The sequence below is a fragment of the Anaeromusa acidaminophila DSM 3853 genome (genome assembly GCF_000374545.1).
Lineage (GTDB): Bacteria > Bacillota > Negativicutes > Anaeromusales > Anaeromusaceae > Anaeromusa > Anaeromusa acidaminophila.
The window spans coordinates 18,656-43,386 of record NZ_KB894602.1 but is presented as its reverse complement, the minus strand read 5'-3'; the positions used below and the strand labels follow the sequence as shown (position 1 = coordinate 43,386).

General features: G+C 51.5%; 21 protein-coding genes. 5 read left to right on the top strand and 16 right to left on the bottom strand.

Annotated elements, in window-relative coordinates; all coding sequences use genetic code 11:
- Positions 1 to 34: 34 nt before the first annotated feature.
- Positions 35 to 2,233, bottom strand: a complete 2,199-nt coding sequence (locus C508_RS0113975) for a methyl-accepting chemotaxis protein (RefSeq protein WP_018704194.1) — start codon at positions 2,231 to 2,233, stop codon at positions 35 to 37.
- Between the two features lie 308 nt (positions 2,234 to 2,541).
- Here C508_RS0113975 and C508_RS0113970 point away from each other — a divergent pair, with 308 nt between their 5' ends.
- Positions 2,542 to 3,057, top strand: coding sequence for a hypothetical protein (locus C508_RS0113970; RefSeq protein ID WP_422664649.1), 516 nt, complete (start codon positions 2,542 to 2,544; stop codon positions 3,055 to 3,057).
- Between the two features lie 45 nt (positions 3,058 to 3,102).
- Here the strand turns inward: C508_RS0113970 and rpoN are convergent, their stop codons facing one another.
- The 7 genes from rpoN to C508_RS0113930 form a co-directional block, all read right to left on the bottom strand.
- Positions 3,103 to 4,443 (bottom strand): RNA polymerase factor sigma-54, encoded by a 1,341-nt coding sequence (gene rpoN, locus C508_RS0113965; protein WP_018704192.1) that lies wholly within the window; start codon positions 4,441 to 4,443, stop codon positions 3,103 to 3,105.
- 18 nt (positions 4,444 to 4,461) lie between these two features.
- A complete protein-coding gene (locus C508_RS19600) occupies positions 4,462 to 5,952 on the bottom strand; it encodes a CYTH and CHAD domain-containing protein (RefSeq protein WP_018704191.1) in 1,491 nt (496 codons plus the stop codon).
- Between the two features lie 18 nt (positions 5,953 to 5,970).
- Positions 5,971 to 6,456: a SixA phosphatase family protein gene (locus tag C508_RS18715; RefSeq protein WP_018704190.1), complete on the bottom strand. Its 486-nt coding sequence runs from the start codon at positions 6,454 to 6,456 to the stop codon at positions 5,971 to 5,973.
- Between the two features lie 2 nt (positions 6,457 to 6,458).
- A complete protein-coding gene (thiM, locus tag C508_RS18710; RefSeq protein ID WP_155836720.1) occupies positions 6,459 to 7,355 on the bottom strand; it encodes a hydroxyethylthiazole kinase in 897 nt (298 codons plus the stop codon).
- A gap of 181 nt (positions 7,356 to 7,536) precedes the next feature.
- Complete coding sequence (locus C508_RS0113945; RefSeq protein WP_018704188.1) at positions 7,537 to 10,104, bottom strand: ABC transporter substrate binding protein; 2,568 nt, start codon at positions 10,102 to 10,104, stop codon at positions 7,537 to 7,539.
- Between the two features lie 160 nt (positions 10,105 to 10,264).
- Positions 10,265 to 10,858, bottom strand: coding sequence for an FxLYD domain-containing protein (locus C508_RS0113935; protein ID WP_018704186.1), 594 nt, complete (start codon positions 10,856 to 10,858; stop codon positions 10,265 to 10,267).
- A gap of 39 nt (positions 10,859 to 10,897) precedes the next feature.
- A complete protein-coding gene (locus C508_RS0113930) occupies positions 10,898 to 11,701 on the bottom strand; it encodes a gluzincin family metallopeptidase (protein WP_018704185.1) in 804 nt (267 codons plus the stop codon).
- A gap of 205 nt (positions 11,702 to 11,906) precedes the next feature.
- Here C508_RS0113930 and C508_RS18705 point away from each other — a divergent pair, with 205 nt between their 5' ends.
- The 3 genes from C508_RS18705 to C508_RS0113915 are packed head-to-tail and all read left to right on the top strand — an operon-like array spanning position 11,907 to position 14,997.
- Entirely contained in the window at positions 11,907 to 13,085 is a 1,179-nt protein-coding gene (locus C508_RS18705) for a hexokinase family protein (RefSeq protein WP_018704184.1), read from the top strand.
- Positions 13,086 to 13,129: 44 nt separating this feature from the next.
- Positions 13,130 to 14,029, top strand: coding sequence for a diguanylate cyclase (locus C508_RS0113920; protein ID WP_018704183.1), 900 nt, complete (start codon positions 13,130 to 13,132; stop codon positions 14,027 to 14,029).
- Between the two features lie 17 nt (positions 14,030 to 14,046).
- Entirely contained in the window at positions 14,047 to 14,997 is a 951-nt protein-coding gene (locus tag C508_RS0113915; RefSeq protein ID WP_018704182.1) for an NADP-dependent oxidoreductase, read from the top strand.
- A 281-nt stretch (positions 14,998 to 15,278) separates the two neighbouring features.
- Here the strand turns inward: C508_RS0113915 and C508_RS0113910 are convergent, their stop codons facing one another.
- Positions 15,279 to 16,136 (bottom strand): hypothetical protein, encoded by an 858-nt coding sequence (locus C508_RS0113910; RefSeq protein WP_018704181.1) that lies wholly within the window; start codon positions 16,134 to 16,136, stop codon positions 15,279 to 15,281.
- A 133-nt stretch (positions 16,137 to 16,269) separates the two neighbouring features.
- On the opposite strand from C508_RS0113910, the gene C508_RS0113905 reads away from it, so the two are divergent.
- On the top strand, positions 16,270 to 16,773 hold the full coding sequence (locus tag C508_RS0113905) for a MarR family winged helix-turn-helix transcriptional regulator (RefSeq protein WP_018704180.1): 504 nt from the start codon (positions 16,270 to 16,272) through the stop codon (positions 16,771 to 16,773).
- A gap of 61 nt (positions 16,774 to 16,834) precedes the next feature.
- Here the strand turns inward: C508_RS0113905 and C508_RS0113900 are convergent, their stop codons facing one another.
- From C508_RS0113900 to C508_RS18700, 7 genes are all read right to left on the bottom strand, one after another.
- Complete coding sequence (locus tag C508_RS0113900; protein ID WP_018704179.1) at positions 16,835 to 17,239, bottom strand: bacteriohemerythrin; 405 nt, start codon at positions 17,237 to 17,239, stop codon at positions 16,835 to 16,837.
- 107 nt (positions 17,240 to 17,346) lie between these two features.
- Positions 17,347 to 18,528: a GGDEF domain-containing protein gene (locus C508_RS0113895; RefSeq protein ID WP_018704178.1), complete on the bottom strand. Its 1,182-nt coding sequence runs from the start codon at positions 18,526 to 18,528 to the stop codon at positions 17,347 to 17,349.
- Positions 18,529 to 18,733: 205 nt separating this feature from the next.
- Positions 18,734 to 19,309 carry a pyridoxal 5'-phosphate synthase glutaminase subunit PdxT gene (gene pdxT / locus C508_RS0113890; protein ID WP_018704177.1) on the bottom strand — a complete coding sequence of 192 codons (576 nt, stop codon included), beginning with the start codon at positions 19,307 to 19,309 and terminating at the stop codon, positions 18,734 to 18,736.
- A 6-nt stretch (positions 19,310 to 19,315) separates the two neighbouring features.
- A complete protein-coding gene (pdxS, locus tag C508_RS0113885; protein ID WP_018704176.1) occupies positions 19,316 to 20,197 on the bottom strand; it encodes a pyridoxal 5'-phosphate synthase lyase subunit PdxS in 882 nt (293 codons plus the stop codon).
- A gap of 225 nt (positions 20,198 to 20,422) precedes the next feature.
- Entirely contained in the window at positions 20,423 to 21,115 is a 693-nt protein-coding gene (locus C508_RS0113875) for an NAD(P)-binding domain-containing protein (protein WP_018704174.1), read from the bottom strand.
- Positions 21,116 to 21,146: 31 nt separating this feature from the next.
- The gene (locus tag C508_RS0113870) at positions 21,147 to 22,250 is read right to left on the bottom strand and encodes a tetratricopeptide repeat protein (protein WP_018704173.1); all 1,104 of its coding nucleotides are present in this window, start codon (positions 22,248 to 22,250) and stop codon (positions 21,147 to 21,149) included.
- Positions 22,251 to 22,287: 37 nt separating this feature from the next.
- On the bottom strand, positions 22,288 to 24,372 hold the full coding sequence (locus C508_RS18700; RefSeq protein WP_245553741.1) for a transglycosylase domain-containing protein: 2,085 nt from the start codon (positions 24,370 to 24,372) through the stop codon (positions 22,288 to 22,290).
- Between the last annotated feature and the right edge of the window lie 359 nt (positions 24,373 to 24,731).

The following is a 24,731-nucleotide window of genomic DNA, read 5'->3' as shown; positions in this document are numbered from 1 at the left end:
TTCACCTGCAATTCGGCCTCTACAACGGCAAAAATTAGACCTTAAATCTAGCTACCAGTTCTTTCAGCTTGTCGGACATGCCTTCGGTTTCATAGGCGCAGCCGCTAACCGTGCTCGCCTTGGCGGCGGTATCAACAATCGCTTTTTCCGACTCCTGCAGGCTGCACGAAATGGCTTGGGTTCCTTTGGCGATTTCATGAGTAGCTTCCGCAATATTTCGCATCATATGCGCCATTTCTCCAGTACTCTGAGCTACCGATTCGGCTTGCTGCGCTATATCTTCATTGGTTTGCGATAGATTTTTGACTTCTTGTGCGGCCAGTACCGCATTTTCCGCAACATGTGAACTTTTAGCCACAATCAAAGCCATTTCCTGGCGCAGCGTTGTTTCCTGACGCTCTTCCGCCTCCAGCTCGCTCACATCCTCCTCGTTAACAGAAGCTGCAATGGAACGAGTAATTTTTCTTGTTTCCCCAATAACGCCATTTATGTTTTCCACCGCTTTCACTGCGCTGGCCATATCATCCTGCATCGTCTCTATTTGCGCCGCAATGCGCCCTGCTTCTTCGGAGGTTCTTCTCGACAGCTCCTTTACCTCCCTAGCGACTACGGCAAAACCCTTGCCGGCTTCTCCAGCTCCCGCCGCTTCGATGGTTGCATTCAGCGCCAACATGTTCGTCTGTTCCGCAATCGTTCGAATGATGCCGACAATGCTATTAATTTGTTTAGAAGAGCCGTTTAACGCGGTCATAATGGCGGTTGTTTCCTGTGAACGCGCCTGCGCCTGTCCTGCAATTTGCAAAGAATGCTTACAAGAAACAGAAACTTTTTGCAACAACAGGCTCATTCTTTGAATGCTCTGAGACATTTCTTCCATCCAACCGCTCACCTGAGCCACTTGTTTGGCAACTTCCAAGGAAACGCCGACGCTCTCGGTAGCCGCTTGAAACATTTGGTGCGCTTTTTCATCAACCTTAGCAACATGGTTTTCCACCTGCACTACTGAGCTGGCATTTTCTTCCGAGCCGGCGGTAATTTCTTCTACTGCCGCGCTGACTTCGCCCATTGTCGCGCTTAACTCCTGCGTATTCGCCGCTACATGAGACGCCGTATCAACAAGAATATTCGCCTGCGTATGAAGCTCATCCGTCGCTTTATGAACATCTTTTAGCATGCTTTGCAAATCATCCGCCATTTGATTAAAACCAGCAGCTAATTGGACTATTTCATCTTCGTCGTCGCCTTCGGCTGCCGCACGAACACGCAAATCTCCCTGCGCCAAATCCCCCACCTTGGCATTGAGCTCTTGCAACGGTTCAACCATCCGCCCGGCCAGACGGTACGTCACAAACACTACCAGGCAAATAGCGCCCAAGGTCACGGCTGCAAAGAACAGCAAAAGCTGTTGCAGAGGCTGGTAGACTAAACTTTTTTCCATTTGAAAACACAATACCCATGGTGTTCCTGAAATGGCTCGGTATACCAATACCCGCTCTACGCCTTGCTCTTTATAAGCAACTTGTCCATTCTCCTGTTGCAGAGCAAGCTGCAACGCCGCCGCCAGTTCAGGGTATGCTTCTGCATTCAGTGCATTTTTTGAAATCATTTCCTCCGACGGATGCACGCCGATCAGCCCTTGGCGGTTCATTAAAAAAGCCTGGCCTTCGCCTTCATAGTGCAGGTCTTTAACAAACTCAGGCAACGCCGTTAGGAAAATATCCGCTCCCAAGACGCCCTTAACTTGACCCGCTGCGGTAAACACAGGCATCGAAATCGTGGCTGTTAGTTTCCGAGAGCCTTCATCTATGTAAAAATCGCTAAACACTGCCTTATTCGCCTTAGACGCCGCTTGATACCAAACCCGTTGGCGCGAATCAAAGCCAGCCGGAGGGGCCCACCCGTTGGCGCTGACCATTTTCCCTGCAGTATCCGAAAAATACATATCCAAAAAGTCTTTATCCATGCCTTGATATGCGCCAAGCCAAGCGGGAGCAACGGCCGCATTGCCCGATAATTTCCGAACCATGCTTCCCGTTAATTCTACAACGGCTTTTTTCGTATTCAGCCAGCCTTCTATGCGATGCTCTTGCGCCTCCACAGAAGCTTCCAACCGCTGCTCGAGCTGCCTTGAAAGCTGCTCTTTAACAAAAAAATATCCGCCTGCCGAAACAAGCAGCAGTATCAATGCAAACAAGCCTGAAAAGGAAAGAACCATTTTTTTCCGTACGCTCATTACCGAACCCTCCATATCTCATCCTACTATTAAAAATACATTCGTGTTTATCCGCTTAATTCCTTGTTTTCTAGCGGAATCAAAGCAAGGAGCTACTTTCTTCGCGCTTCATCAACTGCTAATTACGCTTTTAAATTCACCGCTGCAAGGAACGCTTCGCCAGCATTTACAATGCTTCACGGCCTCCCTTGCAGTTGCGCCCAAGTCGTGTTATGCTAACTTTATTAAATTCGTCAACTGTATCGCCTTAATCCTTTTTTAGTGTAAAAATTATACAGCCAAGTTATAAGGAGGCTATTATTTTGTCAGTGCCATGGGAATTATTTACCGAAAACACCGCTGAAGCGCATGATCTTTTTGAAAGGCTCCCCGAAGTGGCGGCCGCCGATCCGCTTGTTATGGATGAAATCATGCGAGGCTTAACACATGAAGAAGCGCATATTCGCACATTAGCCGCAGAACTCGTCGATCGCGTGACCCAAGAGCGGCCTCTTTTTCTCTCTCCTTACAAGCGCCTTTTAGTATATGAGCTTTCTAAAATCACCCAACCAACGGTGCGCGCCAAAATTGCTTTGTTTTATGGGCGTGTTTTCTGGGATGAGTGGGATCTGCAGCAAGTAGTGCAGCTCTTAGCAAAATGGGCTCGTCAAGAAGAAGACGTTTTAATTGTTGTTCACTCTCTACTTTCTTTGCATTTGCTGGCTCAGCAAAAAGAGTGGATTGTACCGACACTGCAAGAAGAGATCGCAGCTGCCGCCCAGCACCGGCTTGAAGAGATCCGCGGCTTCGCCTCGCAGCTTCAAGAAGCTTGGAACTTTAAGTAATACTCTCTTTTGGATACAAAAAGACCGCGCAACCGCGCGGTCTTTTTATTTTCTCTTTCTTTTCGAAGAAGACGGTATATGCATTTCTTCGCGATATTTAGCTACTGTACGCCGCGAAATAGGAATTCCTTCTTCACTCAACATTTCGCAGAGTTTTTGATCGCTCAGCGGTTCCCCCTGCGGCTCCTCCTGGATCAAGGCGCGAATGCGCTCCTTGACGCCATCGGCTGCAACATTCTCCCCGCCTACAGCAAAGGCGGCGGCTGGAAAGAAATCGCGCAACGGCAGCAAACCATGCGGCGTTAAGGCGTATTTCCCGGCCACGGTCCGGCTGACCGTTGATTCATGAACTCCCAGTTCATCCGCCATTTGGCGCATAGATAACGGCTTCATATGCCGCCGACCATGCAAGAAAAAGTCTTCCTGACGCTGCACCAAGATTTCCGCCAGTGTTTGCAGCGTCTGTCGACGCTGATCCAAGCTCTTCAAAAGCTGCAGCGCCGCATTCAGCCGTCCCTGTACAAATTCTTTAACCGCTTCGCCGCCGCCAGAAACCATTTTACGGTATTCCTGGCTAATGGTAAGCCCTTTCCAAGGCATTGCCACTTCTACGCGAAACTCGTCCCCCTGCCGTTCAATTCGCACATCCGGCAGTACATACACCGTTTCCGCCGTAGCAAAGGCCCGGCCTGGGCGCGGGTCTAAAGACCGCAAGCAATGTAATGCCTCATCCAGCTCTTCCTGCGTGCAGGCCAACGCCTGCGTCAACCTCTTCCAACGACCTTGAGCCACGTCATCCAGCAGCCCTTTTTCCACCAGCTTAGCCGCTAATGATTCACCCGCTCCTTGACGCTGCAACTGCAAAAGCAAGCATTCTTCCAAGCCGGACGCCCCTACGCCTGGTGGTTCCAGCGACTGCAGCCAAAACAACGCCGCTTGCACCTCTTCGGCGTCACGTTCCAGGCAAGCAATCGCTTCCTCTATGCTCACCGTCAAATACCCTCGTTCATCCAGACAGCCGATAAAAAAACGCACCAACGATTTTAGCCCTTGGGGGCAGCCGCTTTCTACAAGCTGTTTTTCTAAAAAAGTCCCTAAAGTTAACGTTTGCTCCGCTGCAGCGCGTTCCCAGGGAGGCGGCATTTCCTCATCGTCCTTGGTTGCCGCCGTTCCCGCCGCCGTTCCGGGAGTATCTAAATAACGAGCCAATGCCTCATAATCCGGCGGAGCGCCCTCTTCCCACTCCAACAGCGGATTTTCTTCAGCCTGCTGCTGTAAGTTCTGTTCCAGTTCTAGCGCAGCCATCTGCAGCACCGCTAAAGACTGGCAGAGCGCAGGAGTCAGCGTCAGTTGCTGTTTTAATTGTGTCGAAAGTTGAAGATTCATTTTCGTTACTCCATCTTGCTAACCGGCGTGCTCTCGCAGCCACCGCCGAACATAGCGGCGAAAATCCTTCCGCAGCTTCTTTAAATCCGGCAGCATGCGCCGCCGCTCATGTTCCTGCCAGCCGGCTAAAAAGCCGGCTTCCCATGCCGTCCCCGGAACATCCCGCCATTGCATCAACAATTGATGTTGTACTTGAATATCATGAAGTTCTCCAAGGGCGTCTTGAATTTCCACCAGCGTTTCAATCATTTCCGGAGCCAGACGTAGCCGCTGCAACAAGCAAAATTCAAACGCGTAACGCACCTTTTTTCCTTGAATGCGCCAATCATGCAATTCATCCTGTAGCGTAAGGTCCGCTGCGTCGCCCACTTTGCGCAGTTTAACCAACCACTTTGACAGGCGCGCTGTTAACTCGGACGCGGTTGGCTCCGCCGCCCAAGCCGGCGACAACAGCCACTGCCACAACGCAAGTACTAAGGGAGTCGACCAGCCTTTCGCCATCTCGCGAGCCACATCCGCCGCCAGCACCTGCCGGCGAGCAGTCAAATCCGTTTCCAGTTCCCCCAGCACTCCGGCTCCCGCATCTAGACCGCTGGCAGCAAGAGTTGCCAAGAGAACATCGGTTTCTCTCACGCCAGCCAGTTGCTCGCCCCAATGACGCAATTCTTCCTGATAATGCCGGCACGCCTCGACCTCCAAAAAAGGACGACAAAAAGAAAGCACCGAGCGCATCCGCCGCAACGCCACGCGCAGTTGATGGACCGGCCGCACTTCCTCAGGACGCTGCAAAAACTGTTCTTGCCAATATATCGCCGTACGCAGCCAATGCAGCATCGCCAAGCGGGTCCCCGCCGCACAGCTCGGTGAAATTTCCTCGCTTGCTTCCGTCAATCCCGCCAGCAATAAGCCTCGATGAAACTTGCTGCTGCTGGCCGGGAGCAGCGGAAAGCGTCGGGCCAGCTCTTCCCCCAAAGAAAAGAGCGCTGTTTCCTGGCCGGACACCAATTCCAGCTCCAGTTCCAGTATCGCAGCCCGACGTCCTGCAGCAAGAATTTTCCCTTTGTCGGCGGCAATCTCTACACAACTGCCGTCCGCTAAAGACACACGCAAAAAAGTTCTTTCAAAATCCGTTTCTAGCAGCGCCTTCCATGACAATTCCTGCTCTTCCGCCTGCACTGCTTCCTTCAACAAAGCCGCCGCTTCCGCGTCTTCAAATAAGGCTAATGAAGGCGCCTGCTTGCGCGGCAGAGGCACATTCCATTCCTGCCGCTGATGCAAGCCGCCCAAGCTGGTACCGCCGCCTTTCAGCGTCGCCATCCAGCGTCCGTTCTCCTGGCGAATGCGCAACGCCATGCGAGCCTTACGCAAAGAGCCTTCCGGCGTATCGTAATAAATGGCCCGGAAACGGCCGCTCTGTATTTCACCGCCACCGTCCAGAGTCGGCAAAAAATCCAAAATCGCCTGCCAGCACTTTGGTTCCGCCACCTGCAGCTTCAGTTCGGTTTCCATGAGCGTTCCTCCGGTTCTTTATTTCTTACCCAAACAGCCTAAGATTCCCGCCTGAGCATACCAACGCAAGCGCCACCGCTCGCTGCGTCCGGCGCAGGGAGTCAAGCACGCTGCTGTCGCCGGTTTAAAGGGCAGAGACGAACCTGCTAAATGCTCCGTCCACAAGCTTAAGTAGGGTTCATGACCTACCACTAGCACTTGAGCGTCTTCTTCTACCGTTGCTAGTTCCTGCAATAGCTCCGGCAGCTTCCCCTCTTCCAGGCAGGGTAATAGGCGCAGTTCCTCCACCCCTAACACTTCCGCTACAATACTGGCCGTTGATAAAGCGCGGGCCAATGAGCTAGTCCAAATTTGCAGGCGACTGGCATCCGCCAAGCCTCCGGCCAACCCTTGAGCCGCTGCAATCACTTTTTCTCTGCCTGGCTCCGTCAAATCCCGTTCTTCATCTTTCATCGGCGGAATCGCCGGCTCCGCTTTCCCATGACGCATCAGGATCAATTCCATCTTCAATCCTCCATCCATTTTTCGTCAACTGCCGCTTCGCTCTCGTCCGCTTGCGGCTCGTCTTCTACAGCCGTTTTAGCACTATCTTCATAGGCAGGCTGTACTTTGCCCGCACAATAATGTCGAAAATCCTTGAAATCCAAATTATAAAGGGCATCAATAAACTTCACGCCAAAGGAGCCTGGTCCCTTGCTTTTCGCGGCCGCTTTTTCCGCCGCCGCGCCATAAAATGCAACGGCAGCCGTTGCCGCCAGCAAGGTTTCTTCTTGGGCCACCGCCGTAAAAGCAGCCATTAGAGAAGTCAGCGCACAACCGGTTCCGGTAACGTATTGCAGCCACTCATGCCCTGTTTGCGAAGCCAGTAACATCTGCCCATCGGTTACATAATCCGTTTTGCCGGTTGCCGCTACAATGGCGCCCGTAGCAACGGAAAACTTCTTGAACGACTCTAACGGAAGTTCCGTACTAGCCGTATCCACGCCGTTCACGATGCCGCCGCTACCGGCCAAATAAGAAATTTCGCCGTAATTGCCCCGAATCAGGGTCATTTTGAGTTCTCCCAGCAGTTGCTTGACCGTAATATCCCGATACGGCGTAGCTCCCACGCCCACCGGATCCAGCACGACCGGCTTGCCGTACTCGTTGGCGTAGGAACCCGCTTTCAGAAAATATGTAATCTGCCGGGTATGCAGCGTGCCAATGTTCAGCACCAGCGCATCCGCCGCCCGAGCCAACGCTTCGGCTTCTGCAGCCCCTTCCGACATGATCGGCCTGGCGCCGGTCGCCAGCAAAATATTCGCCGTCACATTGGTTACAACATTATTTGTCAGATTATACACCAGCGGGCGTTCTTGGCGCACTTTTTCCCGCAAATCCCAAAGCTGCTGCAACACGACCATCACTCCTCATCGTTCCACTATGACTTTCTTACCTATAACCTTTATTTTTAACAAACAATTACCTACTATTATTCGCACCGGTTGGCATTTATCCTGCTTAGAATTATGGAACATAAAAAAGAAAACGGCGCCAAGGACATGCTTTGACGCCGTTTCCCAAAATTCTTTTTCAACTTCCTACTTAGATCATTTCCTTGATTTGCTTATACTCTCGTTTGTTTTCATACATCCGTTGATCCGCCAAATGAATTAGCGCTTCCACCGAAACCGGCTCCTGAGGATTCAACTCCGCCATGCCCCGGCTGACGCTCAAAATCATGTTCGAAAATCGTTCACGATTCCTTTTTCGCAACGTTTTTTCTACACGTTCCCAAAAAACTTCCGCCTGCTCCAACGTACACCCTTCTAAAATGATCAAAAACTCATCTCCGCCCAAACGGCAAAGAACATCATTTTGACGCAGACAGCTTTTCAGCACTTCCGCAATGGCGATAATAGCCGCATCACCGTTCGTATGCCCGTATTGATCATTGATCTTCTTTAAATTATTGGCATCCGCAAAGATAATGGTCATCGCCGCTTCGCATTCCAATGAACGAGCATGCAGCCTCTCCAGCTCGGCTAACCCTCTGCGCCGATTGAAAACGCCTGTAAGCTGGTCTGTATCCGCTTGGACCGCCAACCTTTGTTGCACTTTCTTCCGAGTGCGAATATTGCTATATAAAGAAAAAATAACTGCTAACAAGCACGTCAAAATCGCGCTCGTACCCCATACCAGTTGGCGATGCTGTTCATAAAAGGACTCAGGCCGATTAAGCAATACGCTTCCTTGAGGCAAACGATCCTCCTCAAGACCAAATTTTTTCATTACCTGATAGTCAAAGACATGACGGCTGGGAGCTTCCCAAAGCACAGGTATGTTGCGAGCCTCTTCGCCTTTTAAGACGCGCTTTAACTGTTGCGCCGTCAATTCTCCATGTTCGCTGCCGCGACTGATTCTGCCGCCAAGAGCCCCGTATCCTAAATAAAAATCCCAGGGCGTATAAATAGGCACGCTCGACTTTTGCGCCAGCAAACGGCAGCTTTCCTCAATGGCAAATACATTATTCGAACGATCTTGGGTAAAGGTCAGCAACAGCACCACATCGTCCGGCTTTAAAGCCGCTACCCGTTCCTGCAGCTCCCACATATTCAGATCGTCTAAATATACCTTTTCCAAACGCCCCGCAAAAGCCGGCCACTCCTCTTCCAATTGCTGCCTATGAAGCATGCTTACGGCGCTAGTATCCTGGATAACCACAATGCGCTTGGTTTCCGGCTGGACCGTCGTAATCGTTTCCAGAGTGCCTCGCAAGTCAATATTCTCCACTACGCCTGTTACCGAATCTCCCGGACGCAAGGCGCGCACTGATTCAACATCATTGACTCCGGCAAAAATAAGCGGCGCTCCCGGGAACAGCTCTTGCCGATAATTTTGCACAAACTGATACGCCGCATCGTCTACTGCAACAACGGCGTCAAAATGTTTTTGACTATATTTAGTCCGATACAGTTCATACAAATGCTGCGGGTATTCCGGCATGATATTGCGGCGTACATCCATATAGTCATGGATTAATTTAACCGAATCGTCTCCCGCCAGTTCCTTGCGCAAGCCTTCATCTACATGCTGCTCCCAAAGCATATCCGGATCATACGAATACAACACCAGCACCTGCTTCTGATCACTATACGAGCGATTGATAATCAAACTGCCTGACGGCAGTTGCTCTTTCGCGATTCCAAAGCGCCGCAGCTGGAGGTCGTCAAATTGAAAGCGATTCATACTTTCTCGCACAACAGGAATCTTAGAAGGAGATTCACCTTCTAAAACGCGCACCGCCATTTGCGCCGCCACACGGCCTTGATCAAAGCCGCTAACAAGCTTACCGCCCAATATTCCATGACCCAAATAAAAATCCCAAGCCCCGTAGATGGGCACGCTGCTCCGGGCTGACAAACGCGTGGCAGCTTCTTGGTAGGAAAAAGCTTGACCTTGAGCGTCCTCAAAAAAAACCAGCAATAAAACAATGCTGTCTTCGCCTAACGATGAAACCGCATCTTCCAACTCCGCCATGGTTTTACCTTCCAAAGGGTGAAACTGCAGCTGCGGAAATTGGCGTTGCAAAACTTCTCGCTCTTTCTCAATCGCCTTGCCTGTATTGGTTTGATCATTAATGACATATACATGCCGTACCTGCGGCTGCACCTGCAGTGCAGTTTCTAGCGTACTTTTCAAATCGCTTACTTCCGCTACGCCTGTATACCATTCCTCTTGGCCCTGCAGCAATTCCGGCACGTAGTCATTGACGCCGCAAAAAACAACCGGCGTTTGCGGAAACAACTGCTGTCGATACTGCAGCAAAAATTGCAACGCCGTATCATCAGAAGCAATAATCAAATCAAAAGGCTTTTGCCTCCATTTATACGCATAGACCTCTTTGATTAAAGGAAAATAAGCCGGTTCTTTGATATTTTTGCTATCCATGTCCTCTACGGTCAATTCCATGCGATCGCCTTGTCCCAACAATACCGAAGAGGCTCCATCCACTATGCTGCGCGTCCATTTATAGCTTTGCCCATAAGAATTTAAAATCAATACCCGCTTCAGAGCGGAATTTTCCGCTCGTCCGACTGGATCCGCCTGCCAGATTACAACCATAATTACGACAAGCGCTACACAGCTAAAAATCCGCCATAATTTCCGCAATGAACTCCCTCCAAATGCTTTTCTTCGGGCGACGTGCAAAAATTATTAATTTAATATATTTTTATAAATTTCCACAATGCTCTTCTTTTTTCCTGCAATGATGGCTGACTTTGAATAATTCAGAGTTAGAACAAAAAAGGAACTCACAAAAAAGCCCCCTTCACATGTACTGCTGCACATGAAAACAAAGTACCGCCCGCACCGCCTGTTGCGCCTTCACGGGGGCCTCCGCCTGCCAAACATCGCCTATCTCCAGCTTGGGGCCAACTGCCGTAACCACTCCCAGCAATTGTTCCTGCCGGTCATACAGCAAAGCGCGCAATAAAACGCCCTCTAGCATTCTTCCCGACTGGTTGCCTACATCCACCCGCAAGATTCGCTCATCCCCAGTTCCTGCCAGGCTATGCCCCGTCAAAAGCAAGAGTCTTCGCCCAGCCTCATCATACACCGTCCCCTGTTCATCCGGCCGCAAATACCCAGAAGGAGAAAGCGGGTATGCTTCCTCCGCTTCCTGCGTTTGAAACATCCGCTTATGCAAATACTGCAAACCTCTAATAACCAGCATCACCACGCCAAAGGGCGCTGCAAAAAGCAGCCACAACCAGTCCACATGCTGCAGCCCCACGCGATAAGACAACCATACTGCCAGCACGGCGGCCATCGTCCAAAGAAGCATTTCCAAAGAACGTAAAAACAAGGCAGCCTCTTCATAGGCAGCCTGCTGTTGGGAATACTTTTTTTGATAACGACGCATACCGCAACCTCCTTGCACAGCCTTTGGCAAAGTCAATGCTTACTTACTTCGCCGTAGCGACTCCGTTGCCAACCAACGTTCAAAATCCTCTTCAAATTCCAGCAAGTCTTGTCCCATGGCGTTGGCAAAGCCAGCTACTTTATCCGGATTGCCGCGCAATTGCTGATAATACTTCCGCACCGCTCCCGCACCGGCGGCCTCTTCCAACCGCCAAACCGCCAAAGCGCTCATAGCATAGCATACCGGCGTTCCGTACACATCCGCCGTACGCCGCCACAAGCCCGGCCGCCGCAATTGACTTAAATAGGGCAAAGCCGGCGCCACCCGCAGCGTTTGCTTCCAGACCGCTGGACCGTCTATGCCGCTGGCTTGAAAGGCGACCACTTCCGCCAGGCCCTCGGAAAGCCACAGTAGCTCTGTTGCCTGCGCCTCGTCCACCAGCGAATATACGTACTGGTGAGTCAGTTCGTGAATAAAATGGCGCTGGCGCGCCGACGAAGTCGGCGTCCCCTCCACATTCGTCAAGACAATGCTCCCCGTCGTCCAGCCAGTTGTTCTTTGACTTAAGGATAACGCCTCGCTTTCCGACATGGAAAAACGCCGCTGTAAAGCATTCTGATAACTCTGGCGGTTAGGGGTCAAGCACAACGTGACAGTTCGTTCCGCCTCCCAAGCATACACCTGTTGCATGGTCCGATTTATCGCTTGTACCGCGTACTCTACCTCAACCGCCGCTTCTTGAGGCGTCCCTTCTTCCAGCATTGCTATAACCGCAAGTCCCGCAGCCTGACAGGAGGCTGCGCACAACCAAGCTACCAAAAATCCGCCCGCAAGCCCAGCCATCCTCACAGACCTTCCTCCTCACACCCCTTAGCTATGTCCATTGTAAAATACACCTACTCCCAACGCAAGGACCTCTCATTGCGTCGGCGCAGCAACTGACAAATAAATCGGTCTTATCCCTGTAAAAAAGAGGATTCTGCACATAAATAAACGAATGTATGGATGATATTATTTCAACTTTCAAGCACTGGGAGGGTGACCTTCTTTGAAACAAAAACTACAACTTTGGCAACTGCTCCCCCCTGCCCAAGAAGAAATCATTGCCGCTTTTCAAGAAGACCTGGCCGCAAAACTGGCCGGCTCCGCTTCTTCCCTATCTTTGCTCCCTTCTTTTTTACTTCCTGCTACAGGGCAAGAAGAAGGAGAGTTTCTCGCTCTCGATTTTGGCGGCACCAACGCCAGAATGGCTCGTATCCGCCTCGACGGCCAGGGTCGCCACAAAGTGCTAAAACAGGTCAGTCGGCCTCTTGGCGTCCATTTAACAGCAGCGGGACATGCTGAAGGACTCTTTGATTTTCTCGCTTCTCTGGCTGCTGATATCATTGATCCGGAAGAACGCCTGCCATTGGGGCACACCTTTTCTTTCCCCTGTGAGCAAACCAATCTGCAACAAGCGCAGTTGCTGCGCTGGAGTAAAGAAATTGCCACGCCCGGCGTTATTGGTCAGGATGTCAACCAGTTATTATGCGAGGCGTTTGCTCGGGCAGGCCTGCAAATCCAGCCTGTCGCCATTATCAACGATACTATTGCCACGCTCTTAGCGGGAACCTATCTATTGCCAGGCACGCAGATAGGCTCCATCCTTGGCACTGGTCATAATACCGCCTACTTCGAACCCTCTCGAAATATGCTGCTCAATCTGGAATCCGGCGCCTTTCGCGCCATACCGGAAAACGAATTTGACGCCGCCTTAGACGCCGCCAGTTTGCATCCAGGCGAACAGCCTTTAGAAAAGCGAGTCTCGGGACGTTATTTAGGAGAGCTGGTTCGTTTAGCGCTGCTCAAAGAGCATCCCCATTGCGGCTTAACTCAACCTTACTGCGTAACTCCGTTTCATTTGGCCGCTTGGCTGCATCCTGGCGAACGCTGCCCCTTCCCCTTGCCGCCGGATGTGGTAGGAAGCGCGCGTCAGCTTGCGCAATGGGCCACCTTGCGTTCCGCCCGCCTGGCCGCCTTAACCTATGTAGCGCTCTTTCGCCATCTGGGTTCCAGCGGCCCCATCGCCATCGACGGTTCTCTTTATGAGCACTTGCCAGGCTACGCCGCCATGGTGCGCGTCACCTTGGAAGAGCACGGCTACCGCATTCCCGTCCGCCTCCTTAAGGGAGGCAGCGCTCTGGGAGCGGCGCTCGCCGCCTGCGCTGCTTCAAAAAATCTGTTGTAAGGCACTCGCCTTTTTAACTTGTATTTTGAACAGGAGAGATTATTGTGCGCAACCACCCGCTGATTCTCATCGCAGATGACCAACCCATGCTGCGCCAAATGCTGCGCGATGCTTTAGCTTCAGAAGGCTATGAATTTATTGAAGCCAGCACCGGCCATCAGGCTATTGATCTTTTTCGCCAGCACAAACCGGATATCGTCCTCTTAGACGTTATCATGCCGGGCATCGACGGTCCCAATGCCTGTGCCGCCCTGCGCGCACTCCCGGAGGGACACACAGTACCCATTCTGATGATCACTGGCCGCGATGATGATCAAACCATCAACATCGCTTTTGCCGCCGGCGCTGATGATTACATCACTAAGCCTTGCAATATGTTGGTTCTGCGCCATCGGGTCAAGCGCCTTTTAGAAGCGGAGCGGCATCGCAAGGTTATTGAGCAAATGGCTATGATCGACGGCCTCACCGGCCTTTTGAATCGCCGTATGCTTACGCAAAAGCTAACCCAAGCCATGCGCAGCTCTCGCGACTCTAAAAAGCCTTTAAGTTTAATTCTTCTGGACATTGATCACTTCAAGAAAATAAACGACACCTACGGACACACCAGCGGCGACCAAGTTCTGCGAACTTTATCCTCGCTGTTGCAAAAAGAAGTGGGCGCTGAAGGCTTTGTCGGGCGCTACGGCGGTGAAGAATTCATTATTGTCTTGCCTGATACAGTAGTACATGCCGCTTTTTTACTAGCTTCCCGACTCCTTGCCAAACTCCAAAAGCTGCCTATCGTTGTTGCGGACGCTCCGCAGCCGCTTTTTATTACCGCCAGTCTGGGCGTTACCCAGATGCGTTATCAGCCCCCCGATACCTTCGACGAGTTTGTCAAACGCGCGGATGAAGCCATGTACGAAGCCAAAACCCAAGGCCGCTGCCGCGTCTGCCAAAGTTAAGGAAAGGAGCAAGCTTTATGAAAGCCATTGTTCTGGATCACTTCGGAGGACCGGACGTCCTGCAACTGCGCGATATGCCCTTGCCACAGCCAGGACCTGGCGAGGTTCGCATTGCCGTGTACGCGGCCGGCGTCAATCCAGTGGATGCCAAAGTTCGTCAAGGAGCCCTTTACAATCGCCCCCAGGGGCAAGTAAAGCACACTATGCCTCTCATCCTCGGCTGGGATGCCGCCGGTATTATTGACGATGCGGGCCCATATACCAGCCAATTCTCGGTAGGAGACGCTGTCTTTGTACGCCCTGACATCCGGCGCAACGGCGCCTATGCAGAATATCTCGTAGTAGAAGAAAATCTCGTAGCCCCCATGCCCAGCAACCTCTCTTTTGTTGAAGCCGCTTCCCTTCCCCTGGTCGGACTCACAGCCTGGCAAGCCCTTTTGGAGGCCGGTGGGCTGCAAGAAGGCTGGAAAGTATTCATTCATGGCGGCAGCGGAGGTGTCGGCTCCCTGGCTATTCAGCTTGCCAAGGCCTACGGAGCTTGGGTCAGCACAAACGCTAGCCGCGCCAATTTAGACTTCGTCCGCTCCCTCGGAGCTGATGAAGCTCTGGATTACGCTTCCGCCGAAGAATCCTCTCAGCATGGCTCTTTTGACTTAGTCTTGGACACCCGCGGCGGCGAAGCCGGACGCAATAGTTATCAAATGCTGCGTCCAGGAGGCATTTTAGTCTCCCTCATCAGCAAGCCGGATGAACAGCTGATGGAAAAATTTGAAGTCCAAGCTCATTATGTATTCATGCAGCCTAACGGCGAACAATTGGCCTCCCTTGGACGTCTGGTGGAACAAGGCCTCATCCGCCCTCAAGTCAGCGAGATCCTCCCCTTAGAGCAAGCGCAAAAAGCGCATGAGCAAATCGAAACCGGACATACGCGCGGCAAGATCGTCCTGCGGGTACGAAGTGAAGAATAGAACATGAGTAGAGGGAGTAAAAGGAGGGCTCGACGGGGTTGGATTGAACAAGAGTCGCGACGAGAACCGTAGGGCTCGCATGAGGGTTACGAATAATAATAATTGAAAGTCCAACAATAAAAACCCGTTCGCGTCTTTCGTGTGTTTCGCGGTTCGTTATCTACGTCCTGCAAAATTATTATCCAACCACGAAAAGCACGAAATATAAACTCTAGTATATTAAAAAGGCTGTAGAAAACTTAAAGACAAGTTTTCTACAGCCTTTTCTTTATTTCTAGCTTTTAAGACAGCAAGTGCCGCAAATAGGCTTCCTTCAGACGATCCACCACTTTTAAGTAGCGTTCGGTCATCATGCTTTCACCACGAACACCGGATGCCAATTGCACGCTCAGCCAGTACAAATCGATCCCCGGCCTCAAATCGCTGACTAAACGCAAATAGGCGGCCTTGCGCACCAAGCGCACTTCTTCTTGCACGCTGCGGTCGGCGTCCAACTGCTTCAAGCCTTCTAAAATTACCGTTACCGAAGACCGAGGCAGTACTTGCAGTTGAAACGGAACGCTCTGATTCTCAGTCTGCCAAAAATAACGACGTCCCTCAGACAACAGCGATACCTCTTGCGGCTGTAGGCGCACCCAACCTCCTTCTCCTTGCTTTTGCAGCACGATGCCGCCTTGCTCATCCCGCACCGTTACAAGGCTTTTGGGCTCGCCCACCCAGACCAGATCTACGCCATACCCAGGCAATAAAGAGGCTGCTGTTCCCGGACGCAATACCGTATCCTCACGGCTATAAGCAAGTCCATGCAGAGGTTCCTTCCGCAAATACTCCACATATTGGGGTACTACCGTCCACAAGGAATCAAAGGGAACCTCATGGGGCAGTAACACCACGCCTCCCCCTTCCCGAGGCTGCGCTTGCGCCAATGGATGCAACACCATAGGCAGTTTAGACAATGCGCCTCCCAAGAGAATATCCCCAGCCACTAATGGCATATCCTCCTGCGCCGCAACGGCACTGCCTTGATGTATTACCTTCCAACCAGCTACATTTCCAGTCACATATGCTAGTGGTGGAGCTGCATAAGAAATACTGCACCAAAAAAGCAAGAAAGCTAACATCGCCCCGCATCTGCCCATTTCTCCCGCCCCCAGTTCTTCTATTTTTTCCTTTTATTTCGGCGTCCTTGCGGCAACCCCCTCTCCGGCTGGGAAAAAAATTGGTTTTGTATTATAATAAAGTCAGCTGATTTTAATGCAAAGGACGAATGCCATGGGTTATTATGATTTGAGCCACAGTATGGGACGCTGGATATCCTTCATTTATCGCATGTCCCAATCCTATGTGGATCAATACTTCAAACGGTACAATCTCAGCAGCGGCCAGTTCGCGTTTCTTTTGCTGCTCTACCGCGAAGACGGACGGAAGCAAGATGATCTGGCCAAAGCCATTGACATGGACAAGGGAACCACCGCTAGGGCGCTGGCTAAACTGGAAGCCTCCGGCTACATTGTCCGCATCCGCGACGAAAAAGACCGTCGTGTCTTGCGAGTACATTTGACGGATAAAGCTCGCGAAGTGCGCAAGCCTATTTACGATGTACTACATCGCTGGAACGAAGTCTCCGTGCTCGGCCTGACACCCGAAGAAAATCAAACGCTGCTGACGCTGCTGCGCAAAGTTAGTTTGAACATCCGTGACCAGAAGGAACGCGGCTGGCAGGCGCCTTTGCGAGATGTCGCCGAGATTCCTGAAATGCCCCCTGAAAAAAAGTAATGACTTGGCCTATTTAAAAAGAGCGCTATACCGTAACGGTATAGCGCTCTTTTCGTTTTTCTCACTGAGCCCGAACACTTTGGCCCACTTTTTTGTCTTCACCAACAATATGCTCAATCAGCCAATTGGCAATGAAATCCATAATACGAACAAGATATGCATCTTGTTCTTCGTCTACAGCGGACAAATCCACCGCTTCCACCTGCGCCAAAAATTCCTGGTGCAATAATTTATGCGAAAAGCGTTTTTTATACTTTGCTTTTTGCATAAGCCCTTCTTCAAAGTGAAAATGATACACCGTATACTCTTTCAGTTCCTGTAAAATTTCTACAATCTGGTCATATTTATCAAGCGCTAGTTCATTACGCATTAATTCGTATACCCGATTGGCAATGTCAATTAATTTCTGATGTTGTTCATCAATTTCCGCTACTCCTACTTCATATTCTTCTTTCCATTGCAACATTTACTAACACCCTTTCCGCCACACATCCAAAGCCCATTTTAAACTGACTTGATTATACCATATATCTCCTGAACAGTTCCAAATAAATTCTTAATTAGTTTTCATTCTTAAATACTTTGCGTAAATTTTATTTCCTCTTCATACCACGCAACGCCATTTCCGCCCTGACTCTTTACGCGATACATCGCCAAGTCAGCCAGTTGTACCAGCTCATCCCAACTGTTGGCTCGTTTCTCCGACAAGGCCAATCCCAAGCTTACAGTAGTCTGAATGATCTCGCCCGCCCCCCAGGGAACGAGCAATTTTTCCACCTTTTGTTGCACCGTCTGCGCGAAAACCGTTACGGCTTGCCGATCCGCTTGCTGCATCACTACCAAAAATTCATCACCAGCATAACGGAACAACGCCGCTTCCGGCCGCAAGTTTTTTTTGATCTCCTGGGCGATCGCAACCAAATAACAATCTCCGGCTCGATGTCCGAAAGAATCGTTAATGTCCTTAAACTTGTCAATATCAATCATCATCACTGCGATTGCTCCTGGCTGCTTTAAATACAGCTGCGCAAAATAAGCGTCCATCGCTCGCCTGTTCGCCACGGCGGTCAGCGAATCGGTTTCCGCTTGCTGCTGAGACTGCAAGCTCATCTTGTGCATAATCATCCAAAACAAACCTAATGATAAGGCGACATACAAGCAAAGCAATCCCGCTAAAGGCAACGTATGCCACAAACGATTCTGGGCCTGCGCTTCATATGACAAGGGTTCCATAAACGCAGCCACAACGCGAATTGCCATAATTCCCATGGTCATAAAAAAGACTCCGCGCAGAAATCGTTTAGGAGCTTCTTCTTGCTCCCCGTTTTCGCGCAGCGTCAGTACGCCAAGAACACACATGCCGGCAACCATCACACTATAGCAAATAATGCGCCATTCCAAAGAAGGAATACCATAAGTAAAGAAAGCCGCCAAACCCAATTGCACAGTCACGATGCTTAACGTCCAGCCGCGGTAAAGACCAGGCTGGCCAATATAATACCCCAGCCCTTCCTGCATCGCCGCATGACCGCCAAGCAACGCCAAATTTGCTACGACAATAGAAAAAAAGCCAGGTATAGCGTAACGCAACGCCAACAAGGCCGTGCCCAATAAAAAAAGCAGCTGGCTTAGGCTCCAAAAGCCAGTAATATTGCGCATCAATGAAGTATAACGCCAAGCCAGCAGCATCACCAGGCTGTTAACGCCAGCCACCAGCATTAGGGAAATTACAAGCGTCCTCACATCCAATTGCATCGCACAACTCCTACTTGCTCGCGCAAGTTTTTTTTAGGTTATTCATCCTACATCCCACAATTATAGTTTCTACGGAAATGGCTTTGGGGGTTCTCATTTTATTATTCCCGTTCGCACCTAAAAGTCCTGCTTCTGCAGGCTCTACGTCTCAAAAATAGCAAGCTATTTGCCAGGCAAACAGCTTGCTACAAAAAACACGCCCACGTTATTTGGTTATCATTTGCAAAAAATACTGATGAATGCGGTCATCCGTAGTCAATTCCGGATGAAAGGAAGTCACTAAGATCTTTCCTTGACGAGCGATGACCGCTTTCCCATTCACCTCCGCCAAAACTTGCACATCCCGCCCTACTTGCTCTAGATACGGAGCGCGAATAAACACGGCGCGAATGGGTTTCTCGCCGGCGTTTATCTCCGGCACAAGCAGATCCGCTTCAAAACTTTCCCTCTGCCGCCCAAACGCATTGCGCTGTACGCTGGCGTCAAAGAGCCCTAATCTTGGCTGGTCGCTGCCTACAATCTCCCGGCAAAGAAGAATCATTCCGGCGCAGGTTCCATAAATGGCCATGCCCTCGGCATAACGTTCCTTAATTTTCTCCACCAAGCCAAACTCCACCATGAGCTTGCCGATGGTCGTACTTTCTCCTCCCGGCATAACGAGACCAGCCAGTCCCTCTAGCTGCGCCGCTTTGCGCACTTCGCGCACGTCCGCGCCGCAGCGCTCCAGAATAAGTATATGTTCTCGAAAAGCGCCTTGCAGCGCCAACACGCCAATTTTCATCAGCTCTTACCAGCCGCGTTCCTGCATGCGCTCATGCGCCGGAATCACATCAATTTCAATACCCACCATCGGTTCGCCTAAGTCCCGGGAGATTTCCGCCAGCATTTTAGGATCATTATAATACGTAGTCGCCGCTACTATGGCTTTGGCGCGTTTTACCGGATCACCGGACTTGAATATACCGGAGCCCACAAACACGCCGTCACAGCCAAGCTGCATCATCAGCGCGGCGTCAGCCGGGGTGGCGATACCGCCGGCGGCAAAGTTAACTACCGGCAACCGTCCTAATTTGCGGACTTCCCAGACTAGCTCCAAGGGAGCTGCTATATTTTTAGCAAACGATGCCACTTCTTCTTCCGGCAAATTTTGCAGCACTCGAATTTCACTGGAAACCATACGCATATGCTTGACCGCTTCTACTACATTGCCCGTTCCGGGCTCTCCTTTAGTGCGAATCATGGCCGCGCCCTCGCCAATACGCCGCAGCGCTTCGCCTAAGTTTTTAGCTCCGCAAACAAAAGGCACCTTAAAATTATGTTTATTGATGTGGAACTTGTCGTCTGCAGGCGTAAGAACTTCGCTCTCGTCAATATAATCCGCCCCCAGAGCTTCTAAAATCTGCGCCTCTACAAAATGCCCAATCCGCGCCTTAGCCATGACCGGAATGGTGGCCACTTCCATAATCCGCTGCACCACCTCAGGATCCGCCATGCGGGCGACGCCGCCAGCAGCCCGGATATCTGCAGGAACCCGCTCCAGAGCCATAACGGCGCAAGCACCAGCTTCTTCTGCAATTTTCGCCTGCTCTGGTGTAGTTACATCCATAATTACGCCGCCTTTGAGCATCTCCGCTAAACCGGCTTTCACTCGAAAAGTTCCTTCTTGCATCGTACTTCCTCCTATTACTTCCCGTGCCAAAAATTTAACATTTTCGTCTCAGGTCTCTTTAAAAACCAAGCGTTTTGCAAAACACAACTGTAGTATAAATCAAATCTGATCCTGTTGAAATATACAGAAATATCATTTTAAGCAAGTACAGTTTTAAAAGAAATAAGGCTGCAGCCAACTTTTTCAAAAGTTTAGCCACAGCCCTAACCAATTTGCTGATGCCTTTTATGCAGTTCCTTCGGAACTTTTTTTCAATTGCCGTACAATATCCCGCGCAAACGGCCCCAAATCTCCTGCCGCATAGGCCTTGAGCGTGCCTGCCGCCACTTGGCTTATTGCGCTTTGAATCACAGCGGGATCACAAACGTCCAGCTTATGGCGCAGCGTGCTCTCAATATGCACTGCCGCCTCCAGCGCCGCCTGCGTAGCAATACGGTTGATTTCCGTCACTACATCCGCCACGCCCACGCAAGTTTTGCCTACCGAAGAAAAAAGCTCCTTCGCCAAAGCAACCAGTTTCTCCGGACCTTGATCGATCACAATCACCGGGTGCTCCCCTTGAGCCATATGATCCGCCTGTCCGACAATTTTTACCCCCAACGAACGCAGCGGCTCTTCGGTAGCTACATCCAGCTGTTTGCGGCTTAATGCCGTTGCCACGGAAAGCACGGCATAAGGGCGCTCCAGCTTGGCTAGCGTATTTAAAGCCTGCGCCGCCACAGGTCCCGGCACCGCCAAGACAACGATCGCCTCCTCCGGCAACTGCTCTTTGGCTGCAACCGCTGCCACTCCCAATTCCGCCGCCGCTTCCTGCGCTACCTTTTCATCTCGGTCAAAAAAGACAATCTCATGCTGGTTCTTCCACAATATTCCTAGCGCACGCCCTAACCGACCTGCACCGATAATGATAATTCTCATTTCGCCGCCTCCCTTAGGGAACCACTAATTTTTATGAATTACGCAGCTCTTTCAGTCTTCGTTCCACCCAATCTCGACGCGTCGCGTCATCACCGGCATACTTGAGATACTGTTCGTAAGCGCCAATGGTTTCCTGCAACAAATCCTGTCCCCAGCCGCCCTGCTTGCGGCTGAGGCTTTCCAGCGCCAGCGCCTTGCTATAGTAAGCTAAGCCATATTCCGGTTGTATGGACAAGGCCTTGCGGAAATCCGCCAAAGCTTCACTTTCCTTTTGCTGCCGCAAGAACAACGCGCCTCGATTATGCCAAAACATAGCCTGTTCCGGTTGAGCGTCAATGGCCTTCGTATAATTTTCAATGGCACCGCTCACGTTTTCTCCCGCCGCTTGCATGTTCGCCAATTGATAGTACGCCATAGCCAGCTTCGGTTCTGCTTGCACAGCGGCGTTATAGTCTGCCATAGCGCCTTCGTTGCGTCCTAATTTCCGCTGCACATTGCCGCGGTTGTAAAGCCAGTATGCCTGTCCGGGCTGCCGTTTCAGCGCTTCGTCATAATCAATCAAGGCGGCTTCCCACTCGCCCAGATACATCAGCTCTCCCGCCCGAGCAGCCAATAGATCCGCCCGGCCAGCCAACAACCCCATGGCCTGCCCATACGCCTCCGCCGCTTTTTGATGCTGCCCCAAAGCAGCCAGCGCACGTCCTTTATAGATAAAGCCGTCTGGCGACAGCGCGCTATTGAGAGCGGCTTTGGCGTAATCGTCCGCCGCCTGCTGCCATTGCTCTAATGCTAAGTACGCATGGCCTCGCTGTTCATACCATGACCACGAAGCAGGTGATAATTCCAAGGCCTGATTATAATCTTCCAAGGCCTCTTGATATCTCTTTTGGGCATAGCGGGAATTTCCGCGTTTAACATAAACAGCTGCCGACTTATCTTGCTGAAGCACCGCCCCGTAAACCGTTTCTGCTTGAGCGTAATCTTGCGCCGCATAAGCGCTATCCCCTTGCTGCAGCAAGGTCGCAGATACCACCGGCGCCTTCGCTACGGGTTTTGCCGCCCCAAACGCCTGCGGCAGGCATAAGCAGCACGCCAACACTACGACTGCACCGGCTTTTTTCCAGTTTCCGAGCACGATCATTCCCCCTTTATTCCATCGCAGTTGGACTTCATCAAGGCGCCTCTTTAGGGGGTGGCGCTGTAGGCGGCTGTGTTGCCGCTTTCCCTTTGCCCCCCGGCTCTTCTAACGGCCGGTCTTCTAGACGCAACGTCGGCGACTGCCCTTTGGCGTCTTTAGCGCCTGCCCCGGACGTCCCTTTTTCAGTTTCCTTCGTCTTATCTGGTTTCATCTCTCCGTCGAGTATAATAGCATCCTTAAGCTCTTCCGGCGGAAGTTGGCTTGCCTGGGACGCACCCAGCTCTCCCAGCCCTTTATAGAAGCCGCCTGCCGGACCAGGGAAGTCCTTCACCGGCAATTTAGCTGTAGCCGCTTTCATAAACTGCCGCCAAATGGATGCTGGCGTTTCCCCGCCGGTAATACCGCCCAGACTGCGGTTGTCGTCAGCCCCCAGCCAAACTACCGCCGCCAAATTCGGCGTAAAGCCGGCAAACCAAGCGTCTTTATAATCGTTGGTAGTTCCCGTCTTGCCCGCCGCAGGACGGCCAATGCTTGCTCCAGTACCGGTACCCTGGCTAATGACGCCGCGCATCATATCCACCAGCACCGATACGGCCCGGCTGTCAACGACCTGAGTACTTTGAGGACGATTGTCTTCCAGCACTTTACCATTCCGATCCACAACCTTCAAAATCGCCATCGAAGGCGCACGCGCCCCCTGATTGGCCATAACGCCATAAGCCTCCGCCAATTCCAAAGGCGTAACCCCCCGCGTCAGACCCCCCAGCGACATGCCCAACGTCATGTCGTTCACACTGCCGCTTTTCACCAATGTAGTAATGCCCATTTTTTCAGCATTTTCTACAATTTTTTCCGGTCCTACCTGCCGCGCTAAACGAACCGCCACCACGTTGAGGGACTGCTCTAACGCTTGCCGCAGCGTTACGACACCGCGAAAACGCCCATCATAGTTCTGCGGCGCATAACTGCCGAAAGTAACCGCTCGGTCATCAATGCGCGCCTCCGGCGAAACGCCCTGCTGGAGTACCGACAAGTAAACAAACGGCTTAAATGCCGAGCCTGGCTGCCGTTCCGCCAGCACAGCACGGTTAAACTGGTCCGTTCCCCGGCCTCCCACCATCGCGCGAATGGCCCCGGTCGAAGGCTCAATAGCCACCAATGCTCCTTGCGGCTGTTGTACGCCGCCTTCCGAAGTATGGCTTTTCGGCAGTTGGCTCCAAAGAGCCTGCTCCGCCGCCTGCTGCATATCGGAATCCAAGGTAGTGTATACCTTTAAGCCGCCGGAATATACCATGCGAGCTCCGTATTTTTCAATGAGGCGCTGTGTCACATAATCCACGAAATACGAGGCGGTTGTTTCCTTCTTACGAGCCCCGCTGCCGCCATAATGCAATTCAACCTTGGCAGCCTTGGCAGCGCTCAGGGAATCCAAGTAGTTATATTTAACCATCTGATCCAGCACAACCTGCTGGCGCTCTTTGGCCCCTTTGGGATTGCGCAGCGGCGACAGCTCGCTAGGACGCTGCGGCAAGCCAGCCAGCATGGCGCATTCGGCCAAAGACAGCTCGCGCACATCCTTGCCAAAGTAAACCTGCGCCGCCGCCTGGACGCCATAAGCGCCTTCGCCGAAATAAATCTGGTTCAGATACATTTCCAGAATTTCGTTTTTAGAGTACTTTGCTTCCAACTCAAAGGCTAGAAAAATCTCCCGCACCTTGCGCGTGAACGTACGCTCATGCGTCAAAAGGGCATTACGGGCCAACTGCTGCGTAATCGTGCTAGCGCCCTCCGCTACGCCGCCGGAGGTAACGTTTACCCAGACAGCTCTAGCAATACCGCGTACATCAATGCCTGGATGATCATAAAATCGGGAATCTTCCGTCGCAATAAAGGCTTTCTTTAAATTGTCCGGAATTTCCTTCAACGGCACCGGCACCCGATTTTCTTCGGCATGCAGCGTCGCCAGCAAGTTCCCCGCCGCATCATACAGCTGCGTCGAAGCGGCGCTGTTTTTCTGCAAATCACTGCTGCCAAAATCAAAGAAACCGCAGCCGCTCACTAGCGACACGGCAGCCATCAACAAACAGAGAACGCTCCATCCACGTAAACGTCGTAGCATATAGATCATTTCACCTCATAATTTTTTCCAAAAACAAATATTCTTCATTATATTCGGCATGCTCTCTTGGTTTCCTGCCCCAAAAAACAGGATGCGGGACAGAGGATTTTAACAGGAGTAGAGGGAGTAAATGGAGGGTACGAAAAGCCCCGCTGATTTAAGTTTATAGGGTCCTGCTGATTTAATGAGTGCACCGCCAGGACAAGAGATTTTTTCTCCTGGCAAGGAAGAATGCCGCAGGAATAGCGGCGCTCTTTCAAGGTTTTCTGACACAGCCAGGTGAAAAAAGAATTGCCTCTGACGTGTGATACGAATAAATTGGCAGGGCCCTGGCTAAGTGGAGCTATGCCGAGGCTTTC